Below are 17149 nucleotides of genomic sequence, written 5' to 3' on the forward strand. Positions count from 1 at the left end.
GCATTAATGTTAGCAGATACGACATAGTCGCGCCTAGACGCAAAAGCAAAGCATTCCTCCAATGCAATCGACATTAACCACACGAGCAACTGTCATAGCCTCAATAATAGGTCACCACCGATGGAAGTAATGTATAAATAGGGTATCAAGATTGACTTCACTGAGACGCGAATACCAGCGAGGCAGAAGCTACAACTTATTAATATTTTACAGAGTATTGATTGACAAAAATGCTATCTTATTGTCTACAATGGAAATATTAAGGCTGAAACACCAAGGATATTTATGCCCACTGACCACTCATTTCAGATCAAGCCGAGCCAAGCAGCACCATTAACCAGTCAACAACTGTACCGTAAATGTGATCTCAAAGAATTAAGCACCGACTGTCAATCAACCGCAGAACTGACACCACTGGATGATATTGTCGGCCAAGAACGCGCTCAACAAGCCGTTGAGTTCGCCATGGGAATAAAGGAAAAGGGCTACAATATCTACGCTATCGGTCAAAATGGCTTAGGTAAACGCACTATGATGCTACGTTACCTCAATCGACATGAGCCAAGTGAGCACAGCCTATACGATTGGTGCTATGTGGTAAATTTTGATGATACCCGCAGCCCTAAAGTGCTAAAACTCGCTGCAGGATCTGGGTTAGAGTTTAAAAAAGCCATCGAAAAATTGATGCTTAAGTTGGTCAAAGCGCTTCCTTTAGCCTTTGATAATGAAATGTATTATGCCCGTGCTGAAAAACTTAAAAGCCAACTGGCACAAAAGCAAGAAGCGGCGCTCACCGAATTAAGCGAAGAAGCCAAACAAAAGGGAATTAGCCTTAGCTTAACCTTACAGGGTGACTATCAAATGATCGCCCTAAACGGCGAAGAACCCCATGATGAACACTCCTTTACGGCATTAACTGAAACAGAACGCAATCAATTTGAAAGTAATATCAATGGACTCGAAGTCAAATTGCGCAACATAATCCGCCAAAATACTGAGTGGGAAGAAGAATTTAGTGACACTCAACAAGAACATGATGAACAAGTTGCAAAAGATGTACTGATCCACTTTTTTAAACCCCTTAAGGATAAATATAAACATCAACCTGAAGTGCGTGCATTTTTAACAGGTATGCAGGCAGATATTTTAGATAACCTGGATATCTTTTTAGAAGAAAGTGAAGAACAACTCGCCCTCGCCTATGCTTCACTCGAAAAGAAAATGCCACGTCGCTACCAAGTCAACGTACTGGTTTGCCAAGGCGCACAAAAATTTCCGATCGTGGTTGAAGAAAGCCCGAGTTATCACAGCTTATTTGGTTATGTCGAAAATGCGACCTTCAGGGGCACTGTATTTACCGATTTTTCCCTCATCCGCTCAGGCAGTTTACATAAGGCCAATGGTGGCGTGCTATTGATGGACGCGGTAAAAGTATTAGAGCGTCCCTATGTCTGGGATGGTCTTAAACGCGCCCTACGTTCGCGTAAACTCGATTTAAGCTCATTAGAACGTGAAGTGTCGCTATCGGGTACAATATCGCTGGCACCTGAACCTATCCCCTTAGATGTCAAAATCATCCTATTTGGTGATCATGAAACCTACCAACTCTTACAACACTATGATCCAGATTTTAGTGAATTATTTAGAGTTACCGCTGATTTTGAAGATGTGATGGACAGAACCGATGCCTCTGAAGCCCATTATGCCCGCTTCATTTCCAGCATAGTCCACGATAACAATATGCTGCACTGTGATAGAAGCGCTATCGCACGGATCATCGAATACAGTTCCCGTGAAGCAGAAGATCAACAAAAACTCTCGTTGCATTCAGCAAATATTGCCAATCTGCTCCGTGAATCAAACTATTGTGCAAAATCAGCGGGTAGCAAGCAAATTAGTGCGCCTGATGTAGAGCAAGCACTTCGCAACCAAGAGCAGAGGGTTTCACGCCTACACGACAACATAATGCAAAGCTTTATTAATGGTACAACATTAATTAACACCCAAGGTGACGTTATTGGTCAGATCAATGCCTTATCCGTTATTTCTACCTCTGACCATCAATTTGGTATGCCTAATCGTATTACCGCGACAACGGCTTTTGGTAAAGGTGAAGTGTTAGACATTGAGCACAGAGTCAAACTGGGTGGGCGGATCCATTCTAAGGGAGTGTTGATCTTAACCGCTTATTTAGCTTCGGTTTTAGGCAAGACGGCACAAATCCCCTTAACCACATACCTCACCTTTGAGCAATCCTATAGTGGCGTTGATGGGGACAGTGCCTCTATGGCCGAATGCTGCGCTATTATCTCTGCCATCAGTGAACTGCCTATCAGGCAAGATATTGCGATCACAGGTTCGATGAATCAATTTGGAGAAGCCCAACCGATTGGTGGTGTTAATGAGAAAATTGAAGGGTTTTTCGATGTCTGTAAAATAAAGGGCCGCTTATCGAGCCAAGGCGTGATTATTCCCGCATCAAATATTGCCAATCTTATGCTGCGTAAAGATATTGTCGATGCCGTTGAACAGGGTGAATTCCATATTTGGGCGATAACCCATGTCACTCAAGCGATGGCACTGTTACTCGGCAAAAATGCAGGTAGCTTCTTGCAGCAAGAACCATCACCAAACCAAGAGCAATATTCACCTGAGAGCATTTTTGGTATAGCACAACAAAAACTCACCACACTAAGAATGTTGAGTAAAGCCGATTAAAGTCTAAGATTTTTAAGCCGAGAATGAAGTGATAAAAAAGGGTTGGCCAATGGCTAACCCTTTGTCTTTAAATACTCTCACGGACAAATTTATACTAATGTTGCCAGCATTTCATCGCTGTAAGGGACAAGTTCAAGCCCATCACGAACACGAGCGATATAGTCAGGGTTTGCAATAAAGGGGCGACCAATAGCAATCAAATCAAACTTGTCTGCCGCAATAGCCTCACTTGCTGTTTCAGCACTATAACTCCCTACTCCTACTAAAGTTTTGCCATAATGTGCTCGCACATAACTAGAAGCTCGGCCACCTAAATAGTCAAATTCCATACTGTCATCAAAGATCCCAATATGTACAAAAGCGATATCACGCGTTTCTAATTCTGGCAGTAAGTAGTCGAAGACGGCGCGATCGCGGCTATCGGTCGCCATATTGAAATAGGCTCCAGGAGAAAGGCGTAACCCCGTTCTGTCCTTACCAATGCGTGCAATGATCGCGTCTACGACTTCAAGCGCAAAACGCGACATTTTTTCAGGTGTACCACCATATTCATCCGTGCGACGGTTGCTGTCATGGTGTAAGAAAGCATCAATCAAGTAGCCATTGGCACCATGAATTTCCACACCATCAAATCCTGCTTCGATAGCATTTTCAGCGGCTTTTGCGTAATCGCGTACTAATCCTTGAATATCTTCAAGTGTCGCTGGTTTTGGTGTGACATAGGTTAGCTCACGCATTCTTGGCACAGAGCCTTCAATCTTCTGTGCAGAAGGGGCAAGTACATCTCCGCCACCAAAAAAGTGCGGATGCGCTACTCGACCCGTGTGCCATAGCTGCACAAAAATTTTACCGCCCTTGGCATGTACCGCATCGGTCACTTTGCGCCAACCGGCAATTTGCGACTGGGTAAAAATACCTGGAGTATTGGGATAGCCTTGACCATCTGGGCGGATAATAGTGGCTTCGGTGATGATCAATCCTGCATCAGCCCGGCGAGCATAGTAAGCAACCATTTCGGCGGTAGGCACAAGTTCAGCATCTGCCATACAACGGGTTAACGGCGCCATTAAGATGCGGTTATTTAAAGTAATGGTTTCATTAAGCTGGTAGGTTTCAAACAGGTTTTCCAATCGATTGGGTGAAGATTGTATGCTCATTATTTCGGCCTTATTCTTGAATGTGCATTCAAGATATTATTATTTGAATGAACATTCAAGTTCATTTTTGAATGTTTGTTCAAAACTAGGTAGAATCCGTCCTAAGTGTTTCTAGAGTAGTGAAATAAATTCGATGCGTAATGCCGAGTTCGACAGAGAACAAGTTCTTCGCGGTGCGATGACAGCCTTTATGCATAAAGGTTACACCAAAACAAGCATGCAGGATCTTACCCAAGCGACGGGCTTACATCCGGGCTCTATTTACTGTGCTTTCACCAACAAACGTGGATTACTTATTGCTGCCATCGAGCAGTATCAGCAGGATAGAAACTTACAATTTAATCATTTCTTTGCAAGCGGTCAGGATGTACTCGCTAATCTTAAACATTACTTAGATGAAATTGTTGTTGAATGTTTAAGCTGTGACAGTGGTCAAGCGTGCTTGCTTACCAAAGCATTGAATGAAATAGCGGAGCAAGATCATGAGATCCAAGGGATCATTAACCAATATTTACAATCTTGGCAACGGGCGCTCTCAGAGCAATTTGAGACTGCTCAAGAACAAAAAAAACTTAAAGGTGAACGTAATAGCGAGCAAAGAGCTCAATACCTGATGATGGGGATATATGGTCTTAGAACGTTTGCCCATACACATCCAGAAGCCAAAACCTTACAACAGCTCGCCAATCAACTCTTTATTGAAGTGTGTCAATAATCCATTGATTAAGGTCATATTCATCCAGTTAATGTTGAAATGACATTAGCCTGAAGAACTCAGGTTATCAGCCAATATTCGCCTGTGCAAAAACACGTTCCCCCAAGGAGTTCAAAATCTTACACTCTCCTTCGAGTACGGCAATAATTGACTTTCCGTTGCGGAAACTGGCAGGGATCATCACACGACCAGACTCACTCAAAGATAAACCATTAAGTACCGCATTGTGCATAATCAACCCTACTGGTGCGTCATAATACAAAACGGTTACAGTCGCTTGTGTTGCTTGCATCACTTTTACTCGCATTAAGCAGCATCTACTGCTATTGACTAACGTGATAAGAGCATCCTTCAACTCTTAGAGTTGTAAAACATCTAAAAATACGTTTTACCATTTAAAATCAATTTACTAAGACCTAACAGTCAGTACCTAACCCTATGCCACTGTGAGTTGTTTGTGTTAGACCATCTTAGCGTCATTAATATTGCGCATTTTAAACATCGCAACAACAAAACACCAACATATTTACATACCATAAAGTCATTACGGGTAACTGATCACGTTTATAAAATATCCGATCCCATTCCCGTTTAACATAAATAAACGGATACCTGACGAGATACCTTTATTTAGCTTTAAACCCTACCCTAAATCCGCCCCAGTGTTTCCCATTCACATAAATTGGCACAGACAAGTCGTGCATTACCTCCCCTGTATCCCGTTTATAGGTTTGTAATAACACAGGCTCAGTATGTGTACCACAGCGGATCCCCGTTGGATCGTTAAACAACCGTTTGGTTCGATTATGTACTATATCCATCTCTGCCCGGCCCGTAAGCGCTTGGCTAAAGCGTTTATTGTGTGTCGGAAAATAGCCTTTTTTATCTACAGCCCCAGCATAAATAATTTCACTGTGCTTCTCTAAAATAGGTTCTTGAATCCCAGGGAAATGCTGATCGGTATAACGGTCAAAAGCCGTGCTATATTTCTGGGGTTTGGTATTTGCTATCGGTTGATATTGGGGATTGAATAAATCAGCCTCGCTAAAACTGCCATTTTCGATACCTTGAGCAAATTTCTCTCCACAGGCTTTAGCAGCATCATTTGCCAATAATAAAACTTGCTGATCAAAGGTTTGTGTATCCCAATGAGACAATGCCTTAAAAATGCCCTCGGTTGTTAATGACAAGGTAAACGCCTGCTCTGACACTTTGTGGCTCTGCTTACCCGTGGAATTCAATGAGTCGCGGATCTGTGAGACGGAGCGACTAATCTCGTTTGTCGTATGATTGTATTGCTTTAGCGAGTCTTCCATCTCACCTAAAGCATGCGCTGAACGTGTCACAGATGTTGATATTTCGGTAAAGTGTTCGTCTAATTCCCCCATAGCAACCACCACGTCAGCGGTTTGAGAAACGACTCGCTCCATTAAACCAGAGGTTTTATCGGTCTCGCTGCGAATTTCTAATAACATCTTACCAATATCTTGGGTTGCAACTGCAGTTTTGCCCGCAAGGCTTCGGACTTCATCTGCTACCACTGCAAAACCTCGCCCCTGCTCTCCTGCTCTTGCTGCTTCAATGGCTGCATTTAGTGCAAGCAAATTGGTTTGCTCTGCTACGGAATTGATAACTTCAGTGATTTTTTGGATTTGTTCTGCTTTAGACTTCAAAGCCTGAACTTGTTCGGCAGCAGTATCAATGTCCGCACTAAGTGAATGAATAGACTCTACCCCTTTTTGCGCTTGGGTTCGGCCTTGCACACTAAATCGTTCAGCTTCCTGAGCCTGAACTAAAATATCAGCCGCATTATCCCCTAATTGAGCAGTGGTATGGCTTAATTGTTCTGCGGCTACCGCAATAGCACTGGCATGCTCACCATTTGATTCTATCGATTTATTTAGTAAATCAATAAAATGTGAAACCTCTGCCGAACCAATGGCTATTTTACTCGTTTGCACACTGATATCGTGCGCAGGTGTATTTTGCAATTTCAGCTTTTGAGCAATAAGTTCATCTAGCTGTGCTTGCGTAGCAGATGAACGTAACACAACCCACAAGACGAGGCCGCAAGCTAAGAAACCTAAAATAATAGCTTGCACAACATTAGGTATACCGAGTCCTGCAAGCAATAAGCTGCACAGCATGACCAGAATAAAACTGAGCGCAACCATAATTTTATGCTGTATTTCCATATATATAATCTCGCAAGGACACAAGGTGAAAAATGAAACGGCCAACGAAGAGACTTATCCAAGGGTCAAGCCATACTGTATTTTCATTTTAGAAAGTTTAATGGCTAAACTGGAAATAGACCGCATTTTAGGTTCGAGACAATAACGGTTAGTTTATCCCTATGATCAATTTAAGATATTCACTCTTAAGTAAAATCCAATCTGACTAAGGGTTATCATCAACAGTCTATCGACCTTATGGCATTAGACATTAGTATGAAAAAGCCCATCTTGCACTCACGCCTTTAGAAAGGCTGTCACCCTAGCTGTTCAGAAATGCGTACTCCATCGTCTTCTGTACAATAAATCCCACATAGACGGCTGCACATCCATCAAGAAAACTGCTAATATCGGCGCAATTTTTTGAGCTAACGAGATCAAGATGGGCAGAGCATATCAAAATCGTAAAGAATCCATGGCGAAAACTGCAGGTCAGAAAACCCGCCTTTACTCACGCTACGGGAAAGAAATTTACGTTGTCGCTAAACAAGGTGGTGTAGAGCCTGATGGTAACTTATCACTACGCCGTTTAATTGAGCGTGCGAAGAAAGATCAAGTTCCGGCGCACGTTATCGAACGTGCTATCGAAAAAGCCAAAGGTGGTGGCGGTGAAGATTACGATACCGCCCGTTATGAAGGTTTTGGCCCTGGTAACTGTATGGTGATTGTGGACTGCCTAACCGATAACGTAAAACGAACCTTTACTGAAGTTCGTCAAGCTTTCGTCAAAAACGATGCTAAGCTCGGTGGCCCTGGTACTGTTGGCCATATGTTTGATCATTCTGCCGTATTTGTTTTCCCTGGCGATGATGAAGATGCCATTTTAGAAATCCTAATGATGGCCGATGTGGATGTTAGTGACGTTGAAGTCGAAGATGGCATAATCAGCGTATTTGCGCCACATACAGAGTTCTTCAAAGTGAAAACGGCACTGACCGATGCCATGCCAGACATTAACTTTGAAATCGAAAATATCACCTTCGTCCCACAAACCATGACAAAAGTGACAGGGGAAGATGTTGCAGTATTCGATAAGTTTATCGCTGCATTAGAAGATTGTGACGATGTGCAAAACGTCTATCACAATGCAGAAATTGAAGAGTAACCGTCTCTCGCCTGAAAACAAAACGCAGCCCTTTGGCTGCGTTTTTTATCATCAAGCTCTTTTAATTCAAGAGAAATTATCGCAGGTGAGTGCCTAACGTAAGTCCATCTCTTGGATAATTTCATGGGCTATCGCAGGCGTTGTGCAGCTAGGCGTTTCATGTAAATCGGCTTTAAGCTGACCTTTACGGTGTTTAAGTGCTGCATCTAACTTCTTGGCAGCCGCTTTAATTGCGGGATACATCACCTCATCGGCACCCGAAGCAGAAATGCGACTACCTTCATAATTTGTCCGAATTTCAACCTGAAACTCGCCATGTTCTTTCGCAATAATGATATCGAGCGCGATCAAACTAGGGAAATGAGTGGCGATTTTTGAAAACTTTTCGTTGACATGTTCTTTAACAGAATCAGTAACATCGACATGGTGACCAGAAAGATTTATTTTCATAGGTTGTCCCTTTATATTGTCATTACTTTTATTTTCGCTTCACTATTAGAGCTTGGGGCATGCAGGATAAAACACAAGCCCTATCGACAAATATTTAGACTAATGCAGATATTAGCGTCTTCTAAATGTGAGTTACATCAAAGAAACATCATGGGATAAGTGCAGAAAATAAAATCAAGCGGTTGATTTACATACAACTAACAATTTATAAATCAACCGCTAAGCTAATACCAAATCAGCCTCAATATTTACGTTGTACACTCTGTTGCCAAAACTGCTGGGATAAATGATGGGTTTTAGTGGATAAACGCGAGACTTGGTCGCCCCTCGCCGCTGCATCTTGGGTTTGTTGTAGACTCTGATGAGCTAAGTCACTGATGACATGAATTGCGCGACTGATCTCGGCAGCAACCGACGCCTGTTGGGTCATTGCTGCGGCATTATCATCGCTCAAAGAGTTGATCCGCGTAATCGATGACAATAACTCACCAAAAGCCACACTGGCATCCTCTGCAAGCGCAACGGACCGTTTGACCTGCTCTTGTCCTGCCATCATGGTGGACGTTGCTTTTTGGGTGCTGTCCCTAAATCGGCCTACAATCATTTCTATTTGTGAGGTTGACTGACTCGTACGGCTTGATAGTTGTCGTACTTCATCAGCAACAACAGCAAAACCACGACCACTCTCCCCAGCACGAGCCGCCTCAATCGCAGCATTAAGGGCTAATAGATTGGTTTGATCGGCAATAGCGCGGATCACTTCTAATACCTGATGAATGGCACGACTATCTTCTTCAATCGTTGCAACCACATCTGAAAAGTGGCTTACCTGTACACTCAATTGATGTATCGCATCGATTACCGTTTCAAGACGTGAATGTCCACGCTGAGCCGCCTGATGGCTAGATACCATTTCCGAAGCGGTACGATGAATATTGCCCGTCACTTCAGCAAAACTCGCACTCATTTGCTCCATTGCCGTGGCGGCTTGGGTCGTTTGTTCGCTCTGACTATCAGCATGTTCCCATGTATTAGTAATGGTTTGCTTTAAACTGACACTCTGCTGCTGAATTTCACTCGCTGAATCAGCCATTCGCCCGACCACACCACCAATTTCTGTGATTAAGAAGCGTAAAGCCAGATCCAGCTTACCGATTTCATCTTGACGCCCCGTATACACCCCCATAGCAACAGGATCATCAATAATATTTGTCGCAATAGAGACAAGATTATGTAGTGGCTTCATCAAAACAAACCAAGCAATAACCGCAAGTATCCCGCCACTAAAAGCCGCAAGTAATGGAGAATAACTGGCAACATAAGCGGTGATCATAATGGAGAAAAGCATCGCAGCCAGTATTTTCCCACTAAATCCTAACTTGTCTTTTTTCAAAGCTTTAGGTTTTTTACCTTGATTAATATCCTGATAAATACTCTCGGCAGCTTTAATCTGCTCAGGCGTCGCTTGGCGGCGAACAGATTGATATTCATGAATTTCACCATTCTCATATACAGGAGCAACGTAGGCATTAACCCAATAGTAATCGCCACTCTTAGTACGATTTTTAACTATCCCCATCCAGGGCTTGCCACTCTTTATCCGCTCCCAGAGCATCTTAAATGCCGCAGCAGGCATATCGGGATGACGCACGATATTATGGGGACTCCCCTGCAACTCATCGACGTTAAACTCACTGATATTTGAAAATGTCTGGTTAACATACTTAATGTTTCCCTTCAAATCCGTGGTAGAGAGTAAAATCGCATTATCAGACAGGTGTTTCTCACCTTTTGTAGGATGTGTTTGCATAGGGTTAAGGGTTGGCTCTCGGTAAAAATGTGAATGGCATTTTGCCAAAAGGAAAGTCAACCTACGTTGATTAAGCTCACAATGACAGTAGAAAAGTTAACCAAATGCTAAACAAGCATTAGCATAAAAACCAACAAGCACCTATAAAAACAAACAATTGTGACTTACCCCTCATTATCATCTCACTAGGCTTAATCAATATCACACTCTCCACTTTAGGTAAGACAAACCCAAAATAGACTCGGCGATATATCACAACTTTACACTTCAATCTAAATGATATCGTTTATCATTTGCACCAACTAAGTTATACTGCGCGACATTGAAATTTATATCATTCCCATTGTCACCAACACATTCGTAAGTAGACACACTATTTTTTGTGGGTGGCATGAAATCTAAAAAGTGGTTTGGATTGTGATGGGAAGTCATATCTGACCCAAATGGGCTAAAAATGAGAATTAACACGTATGCCTAATATGCCAGCGTCCGACACATCAACACATTCTTCAAGCACGCCATTGCGTTTCCCCATATTTTTATCGGGAATACTGCAATGGTTTAAGCAAGAGCAATCCCTATATGCCCTTAAAGTGTTCGCCCGCGCCAGCGCTGCGATGTTAGCGGGGTATCTCGCCGCAGCAACCTTAGCTTGTTTGCTGACACTCCTACTGCCAATGCCAAAGTTTGAAAGCACATTAACAGCAAATATGTTGTCTTTTTTATTTTATGCCATCGCAATTATTTACGCCTTCTGTGTACGTAAAACTTGGCATGCATGGCGAGATCTAGGCCTAGTGAGTTTATTGTGTTTTGGATTGATTAAGGTGTGTGGATAGTAAGATGAAAGAAACATTTTTTAGAACCTTATCTTGGCTTCACACTTGGGCAGGTTTACTGGTGTGTTGGGTATTATTGTTGATCTTTTTCGCTGGTAGCTTGAGCTATTTTCGCCACGAAATTACACAGTGGACTAAACCCGAATTACACAGTGGTGTTTATCAAGAATATCAATCCTCCTCAATCGAAAAACAGCTAGATAAGGGCCAAAGTTATATAGAAGAACATTCCCCTCAATTGGCACAGCGTTGGATGATAAGTTTTCCAACTGAGCGTCAACCATTGTTGAGTTATAGTTGGCAATTACCGCCAGAAAAAGGCCAGCGTCGTGGCAAGATAGAGGAACATGTTGCCTTGGCTGATGGTAGCGCGACTCTCTCCGACATCAGAGAGAGTCGCGGAGGCAATTTTTTCTATCGTCTGCACTTTGACTTGCATTATATGCCCGCCATTACGGCCCGCTATATTGTCGGTTTTTGTACTATGTTTATGCTAATCGCCCTAATTAGCGGCATAGTGATACATAAGCGTATTTTCAAGGATCTATTCAGTTTTAGACGTGGAAAAGGTGCTCGTTCTTGGTTAGATGCCCATAATGTGAGTTCAGTGATCGCGCTGCCCTACCACATCATGATCACCTACACCGGACTTATCACCCTGATGTTACTTTATATCCCTTGGACAGTGACTACCGCCTACTCTGGGGATAATCAAGCATTTTTACAGGATCTAAATCCTGCAAGACAAACTGAGAAACCAGCAGGAATTGCAGCACCATCTCTACAGTTGAGTCAATTAGTGCCTCAGGTAAAGGCTGCTTGGGGAGATGCCCCCATAAAACAAGTCATTCTGTCAAATCCCAACGATCAAAATAGCCAAGTAACCTTTTATCAAAACACAGGAAAGGATGTCACAGACGAAGCAAATATTTTGATATTTAGTGGTGTAACGGGTGAGCTTAAATATGCTAGCCCCCACGATGCATCGGGAGCATTAACAACTTACGATACTATGATGTCGCTTCACACAGCACGATTTGCTGGGACATTACTCAGAATTTTATTCTTTTTCTGTGGTTTATTAGGTTGCGCTATGGTGGCAACAGGCACACTCATGTGGGCGATTCGTATACGTCAAAAGCAACAAAAAGAAATAGATAAAGGTGAAAAACCAAGCTTTGGCTTACGTTTGGTAGAAGGATTAAACTTTATGTTTATTATCGGACTACCATTAGGAACCGTTGCATTCTTTTACGCTAACCGTTTATTACCCGCCCAGCTAATAGGCCGCGCGGAGTGGGAAGTTCACAGCTTCTTTATCGCTTTGGCCACGATGGGGATTTGGGCTATTTATGGCCGCTCACGCCGTCATTGGCGAATGGCGTTAATGATGACGGGCATATTATGCTGTACTCTCCCCGTGCTCAATGCGCTCACATCTCCCCATAATATCGTCGACAATATCCAATCAAACCAATGGGCCCTCGTTGGTTTCGATCTACTTACATTGCTGTTAGGTGGCCTTATGTTGTTTGCTAGCCAAAAACTGACGTTGATTGCGACGACACCTGCTAAGCGTCCAGAAAGGTCCTCTCGAAACCGCCCTAGTGCGCAGACATCATCCGTAGCAACCGAACTGAGTTCGTCATTAGAGGAAGCCAAATCATGATGCCCAAAATGATTCCCGTGCTAGGGATTTTAGGTCTAAGTTACCTCTCCTTATCCCTTTTTGCCTTAGCAAAATTTGGGCATTTTAAGGATGTATTTAACCGTCCACCAGCACAATGGCAAAGCCATTTATTAACCTTATTTGCTTGGTTATTACTTGCGTTTAGTTTGAGTGCCTGTGCGAGCGACCAAGGCTGGGCCTATGGGAGTATTTTATTTATGGGAATAATTTCTCTCGCCGCGATGTTGGTGATTCTGACGTTAAGCTATAGTCCACGTCATTTGCCGATAGGTATTGTTACCGGAAGTGTGTTAACCGGAGGATTAATATTGAGTGCTGGTATCCCCTTATAGATTAGCCTATAAGCCAGTGTCATTAAAACACCACTGGACAGAGTCATTAGGTGGAGCAGGCGGGCTTAGATTGATATACCATAAGCCATTTATTAGCTCTCACATTGATTTAAACGCAAACATCGGAATCTTAAGGTGGTTTGAGGTGGATGCCTAAGCTATAGTGCCCATGAGTATCTCAGTTAAGGAGAAAATAATGGGCTTTAACATAACGGTTAACTGGCAAACTTCGCCTGCACAAGAAGGGGAGTTTTGCCGAGACCACAGTATTACATTTGGTAGCGGCCAAACGATTCAGGCTTCTTCAGCGCCAGATTATAAAGGCAATGAACACTATGTAAACCCAGAGGAAAGCTTGCTAGCTTCGCTTTCGTCATGCCATATGCTGACGTTTTTGGCCATTGCTCACCTAAAACGCTTACCGGTTTTATCTTATATCGATGCCGCCACTGCCGAACTAGGGAAAAATGAAGCAGGTAAACTCGCCATCACAAGAATCGTGCTCAATCCAAAGATAATTTTTGCCGAGGGCGTTGAGGTTAGCCAAGAAACACTTGAAAAAATGCACGAAAAAGCACATATAAACTGCTTTATCGCCAACTCGTTAGCGACGGACATTCACATCAAGTTTTAATACTGGTGAGAATAAAAATGGGTGTTGTCTCGGGAACAATGAGACAACACCCTAAATTTGTACACCATTATAGTAACGACATTAACTTAAATTTCAGTTAAATATCGCATCTTAATCTCTAACTAATTAGCGTTAATATCTTGTGCCATTCCTTTTAACGGCATAGGTTGCGCCTTTAAGGCAGGAATAGGTTGCTTCACTAGCTCATCTTTTAGGTAACTTATTGCAGCCTCAAGCTGCGCATCTTTGCCATTAAAGGTAGCGAAAGGTAAGTTATCGACTTCAATATCCGGCGTTACGCCATGGCCTTCAAGCACCCAGCGGCCATCCATTGCATACTGTGGATACTCGGCCACCCGCGCCATCCCTTTATCGGTCAACGCATTTCGCCCAGATAACCACACACCCGCCCCTGCCGTTTGCTTACCAATTAATGGCGCAATACCGAGTGCTTTAATCCCTGCGGAGAAGGTTTCGCCGTCGGAATAGGTCAGTTCATCGGTTAACACGACTAAATGACCGCGGAAGGTTTGTTGCATATTGGTGTTTGGCGTGCCGTGGGTCGGTTGCCAAAACGCCCAAGCGCGGCGCAGTAACTTCTCGATAATCCAACTGTCAATATTGCCACCGCGGTTACGGCGAACATCGATAATCAAACCCTCTTTATCGTAATTGGTATAAAACTCACGGGCGAAACTTTCAATATCCCCGCCGCCCATGGCATATAAATGCAAATAACCCATCTTGCCCTGACTCGCATCCTCAACCACAGCCGCGTTATGGCTCACCCAATCTAAGTAACGTAATTGACTGTCCACCACAGCACTAACGGGCATGACGATGGTTTTATGGGTTTGGCTACCACGCTTAAGCTGTAGTAATACTTGCTTATCCTGTTGATTGCGTAAAAGACGCGTGACGTCAGCCACATTCGCCACTGGCGTGCCATTAATCGCCTGCAGCATATCGCCTTCTTTAGCATCGACTTCGATACGATTTAACGGTGAAGCATTAGCCGGTAACTCAGGATCGTTACTGTAAATGTGCGCGATTTTAACGCCATCCGCAGTTTGTTGTAGGCGCGCACCAAGACTTGCCGCTTTAGCCGCATCGGGATCTTGAGGTATGTCACCACCGCGCACCTGTGAGTGCAAAGAATCTAACTCGCCCATCATTTGCATGAAGATGTCGTTCAGTTCGTTACGATCAGTCAGACGATCGAGCAAAGGCTGATACTTAGCTTTGGTCGCTTGCCAATCGAGGCCGCGCATCTTCTTATCGAAGAAAGATTCTCGGTGCATCAACCAAGCATCTTCAAACATTTGCTGCCATTCAAGCTGCGGAGAAATCGCTAACTGCCATTGTTCCGTTTGCACTTTGGCATTATCCGTATCGCCTAATTTATCGCCGCCATCAACGATCAGGAGTGATTTCTCATTACTGTGCTTACGTAGCATCAACTTTTTACCATCGGCAGAAACCTCATATTGGCCAATGTCCTCGGCAAAAACCTCGGTTTTGGGGCTTAATCGGTCAAATTTGATGGTCATTAAATTAGGTGCGACATCGTCACCAATAGCTTGATCTAACAGATAAAGTCTGTCATCGACGACGCGCAGCTTACTGTAATTGCCTGAATCGACAGGCACTTGCCATAAACGCTGGGAGATCCCTGCCCAATCGATTTTCACTGGACTCGGTTTATCCTTAGCATCGGTTTTTTCAACTTGATTCGATTCGAGTTCATTGGGTTTACTAAAGGGGAATTTGGCATTTTTGACCAGTGCGATGGCAAAAATTTGGCTGCGTTTATCAAACACAGGACCCATATTTCTATCGCCCCAAGGTGAACTTGGTGTTGCGCTGAATTGGCGATTCGATAGGAAATATAGCCACTGGCCGTCACTGCTAAAGGTTGGCGAATAGGACTCGTATTTGTCGCTGGTGAGCGTCTCGGCCTTATTTTCATCCACAGAATACAGAACGATTTGCGGACGTTGTTTACCGATTTCCGACTTAGTTAATGCAATAAAACGGCTGTCACTGGACCAGCGGATATCGGCGTAAGGCCCAAGTCCCTCACCGTTAGTGATGATTTTTTGATTGGTATTTTTCTTTAAGTCGAACAGCCACACGTTACCATCGTTATCGTCATGGGCGATAAATCGACCGTCACTGGACAAATTAAGACTCATTCTTAAAGTATGGCCATCTTTGGTTAACTGTTTAGCGCCACTGCTGCCATCAGCAGGGAATTGCCAAATTTCCTGCTGACCTGTCATGTCGCTAATCGCATAAACCGACTTGCCATCTTGGCTCAACACCGCTTCCCTAACGCGATAAGTCCCCGGCAGTGCAACTTGAACTAAACGCGAGCCATCAATACCCGCGATCGCCACGTGGCTGCGGGCGGTGATCACCACTTTATCGCCAGCGGGGGCCAAATTAGTTGAAGAAGCGTAATCCATAGGATCTTTTACCCAATGCTCACGGCGCTCGGCAAAATCGGAAGTGAGTTCAATATTGAGTAACGAGTCTTTAGCGGCCGCAATATCAAACACATGGATATCCGCACCTAACTGGAATACCACTTTGCCTTGGTCCATCCGCGCACCGCGGACCTGCCAATCTTTAAATTGAGTTAACTGTTTTGCATCTGAACCATCGAGCGCACTCGACCAGAGGTTGTCGTTGCCATCGCTGTCGCTAATAAAATAGAGTCTGTCCTGCCATAGCATAGGTTGGCGCACTGAGCCATCGTGTTGGCCGCTGAGCAACTGTGCTTCGGTTTTGCTGCCGAGTTTAAAGCGCCATAATTCACCTTTTGCGCCGCCACGGTAAACTTTGGCATTATCGCCAGTCACTTGCAGACCAAAGCGGGTGAAGTACACGTATTCGTTGCGATCATCAATCACACCTTCAACTGCATCGGCTAAGGGTAAATCTGTGGTGGTGAGGGTTTGAGGATCGACGCTGCGCAGCATCCAATTATTAGCAGGACCAAAGCCCGTGTCGGTGGAATATAAAATCTCACCTTTGGCAGTCCAGCCCTGAACTCGTACACGGCTATTCTCAAAACTCACCCGTTTAGCCACACCGCCCGTAATGGGGATCACATACACTTCGCTCGCGCCTTCATAGTTGGCAACATAAGCAACCCACTTACCATCGGCCGAAATAGTCGCCCCTAGCTCTTCTGCGGGTAAACTCGTTAAGCGAGTAGCCGCTTTTTGACCTAAGGTCTGAGTCCATAAATCCCCTTCTGCAGTAAAGACTAAGGTTTGATCTTGCAACGCTGGCGCGCGGTAATACCCTTGATTGCTCACCGCATCGGCAGCGATGGTTTGGAACGCTGTTAATGTGCCTAGGGCAAGCATGCAGCAGGCAACGGAATGGCGAAGTTTCATGTATTGTCTCTATCCTATTATTATGTTCAGCGATGGGCTTTTAATAATGCGCTTGAAG

General features: G+C 44.0%; 13 protein-coding genes. 7 read left to right on the forward strand and 6 right to left on the reverse strand.

Features of this window, described 5'->3' with window-relative positions; translation table 11 throughout:
- Positions 1-285 precede the first annotated feature (285 nt).
- Positions 286-2718, forward strand: a complete 2433-nt coding sequence (locus MZ182_RS14270; protein WP_025008732.1) for a Lon protease family protein — start codon at positions 286-288, stop codon at positions 2716-2718.
- A gap of 89 nt (positions 2719-2807) precedes the next feature.
- On the opposite strand, the gene MZ182_RS14275 is transcribed toward MZ182_RS14270, so the two are convergent.
- On the reverse strand, positions 2808-3875 hold the full coding sequence (locus MZ182_RS14275; RefSeq protein WP_011919698.1) for an alkene reductase: 1068 nt from the start codon (positions 3873-3875) through the stop codon (positions 2808-2810).
- Between the two features lie 133 nt (positions 3876-4008).
- Here MZ182_RS14275 and MZ182_RS14280 point away from each other — a divergent pair, with 133 nt between their 5' ends.
- A complete protein-coding gene (locus MZ182_RS14280; RefSeq protein ID WP_011788640.1) occupies positions 4009-4590 on the forward strand; it encodes a TetR/AcrR family transcriptional regulator in 582 nt (193 codons plus the stop codon).
- Between the two features lie 67 nt (positions 4591-4657).
- Here MZ182_RS14280 and MZ182_RS14285 read toward each other — a convergent pair whose 3' ends face one another.
- Together MZ182_RS14285 and MZ182_RS14290 are read right to left on the reverse strand one after the other, a co-directional pair.
- Positions 4658-4882, reverse strand: coding sequence for a TIGR02922 family protein (locus tag MZ182_RS14285; protein ID WP_014611040.1), 225 nt, complete (start codon positions 4880-4882; stop codon positions 4658-4660).
- 334 nt (positions 4883-5216) lie between these two features.
- Positions 5217-6785 carry a methyl-accepting chemotaxis protein gene (locus tag MZ182_RS14290; RefSeq protein WP_248065797.1) on the reverse strand — a complete coding sequence of 523 codons (1569 nt, stop codon included), beginning with the start codon at positions 6783-6785 and terminating at the stop codon, positions 5217-5219.
- Positions 6786-7206: 421 nt separating this feature from the next.
- Here MZ182_RS14290 and MZ182_RS14295 point away from each other — a divergent pair, with 421 nt between their 5' ends.
- The gene (locus MZ182_RS14295) at positions 7207-7929 is read left to right on the forward strand and encodes a YebC/PmpR family DNA-binding transcriptional regulator (protein ID WP_248065796.1); all 723 of its coding nucleotides are present in this window, start codon (positions 7207-7209) and stop codon (positions 7927-7929) included.
- 93 nt (positions 7930-8022) lie between these two features.
- Here MZ182_RS14295 and hpf read toward each other — a convergent pair whose 3' ends face one another.
- On the reverse strand, positions 8023-8379 hold the full coding sequence (hpf, locus tag MZ182_RS14300; RefSeq protein WP_248065795.1) for a ribosome hibernation-promoting factor, HPF/YfiA family: 357 nt from the start codon (positions 8377-8379) through the stop codon (positions 8023-8025).
- Between the two features lie 241 nt (positions 8380-8620).
- On the reverse strand, positions 8621-10189 hold the full coding sequence (locus MZ182_RS14305) for a methyl-accepting chemotaxis protein (protein WP_025008729.1): 1569 nt from the start codon (positions 10187-10189) through the stop codon (positions 8621-8623).
- Between the two features lie 470 nt (positions 10190-10659).
- Between MZ182_RS14305 and MZ182_RS14310 the strand changes: the two genes are divergently transcribed.
- The 4 genes from MZ182_RS14310 (at position 10660) to MZ182_RS14325 (ending at position 13684) form a co-directional block, all read left to right on the forward strand.
- Positions 10660-11028: a DUF3649 domain-containing protein gene (locus MZ182_RS14310; RefSeq protein WP_011788634.1), complete on the forward strand. Its 369-nt coding sequence runs from the start codon at positions 10660-10662 to the stop codon at positions 11026-11028.
- 4 nt (positions 11029-11032) lie between these two features.
- A complete protein-coding gene (locus MZ182_RS14315) occupies positions 11033-12697 on the forward strand; it encodes a PepSY-associated TM helix domain-containing protein (protein ID WP_248065794.1) in 1665 nt (554 codons plus the stop codon).
- Positions 12694-13050, forward strand: a complete 357-nt coding sequence (locus tag MZ182_RS14320) for a DUF3325 domain-containing protein (protein WP_011788632.1) — start codon at positions 12694-12696, stop codon at positions 13048-13050. Before MZ182_RS14315 ends, MZ182_RS14320 begins: the two co-directional genes overlap by 4 nt.
- Before the next feature lie 196 nt (positions 13051-13246).
- Positions 13247-13684, forward strand: coding sequence for an OsmC family protein (locus MZ182_RS14325; RefSeq protein ID WP_248065793.1), 438 nt, complete (start codon positions 13247-13249; stop codon positions 13682-13684).
- 122 nt (positions 13685-13806) lie between these two features.
- Here MZ182_RS14325 and MZ182_RS14330 read toward each other — a convergent pair whose 3' ends face one another.
- Positions 13807-17091, reverse strand: coding sequence for a S41 family peptidase (locus tag MZ182_RS14330; RefSeq protein ID WP_248065792.1), 3285 nt, complete (start codon positions 17089-17091; stop codon positions 13807-13809).
- Positions 17092-17149 lie beyond the last annotated feature (58 nt).

Origin of the sequence: Shewanella sp. JNE2 (assembly GCF_023159115.1) — a bacterium.
Taxonomy (GTDB): domain Bacteria; phylum Pseudomonadota; class Gammaproteobacteria; order Enterobacterales; family Shewanellaceae; genus Shewanella; species Shewanella putrefaciens.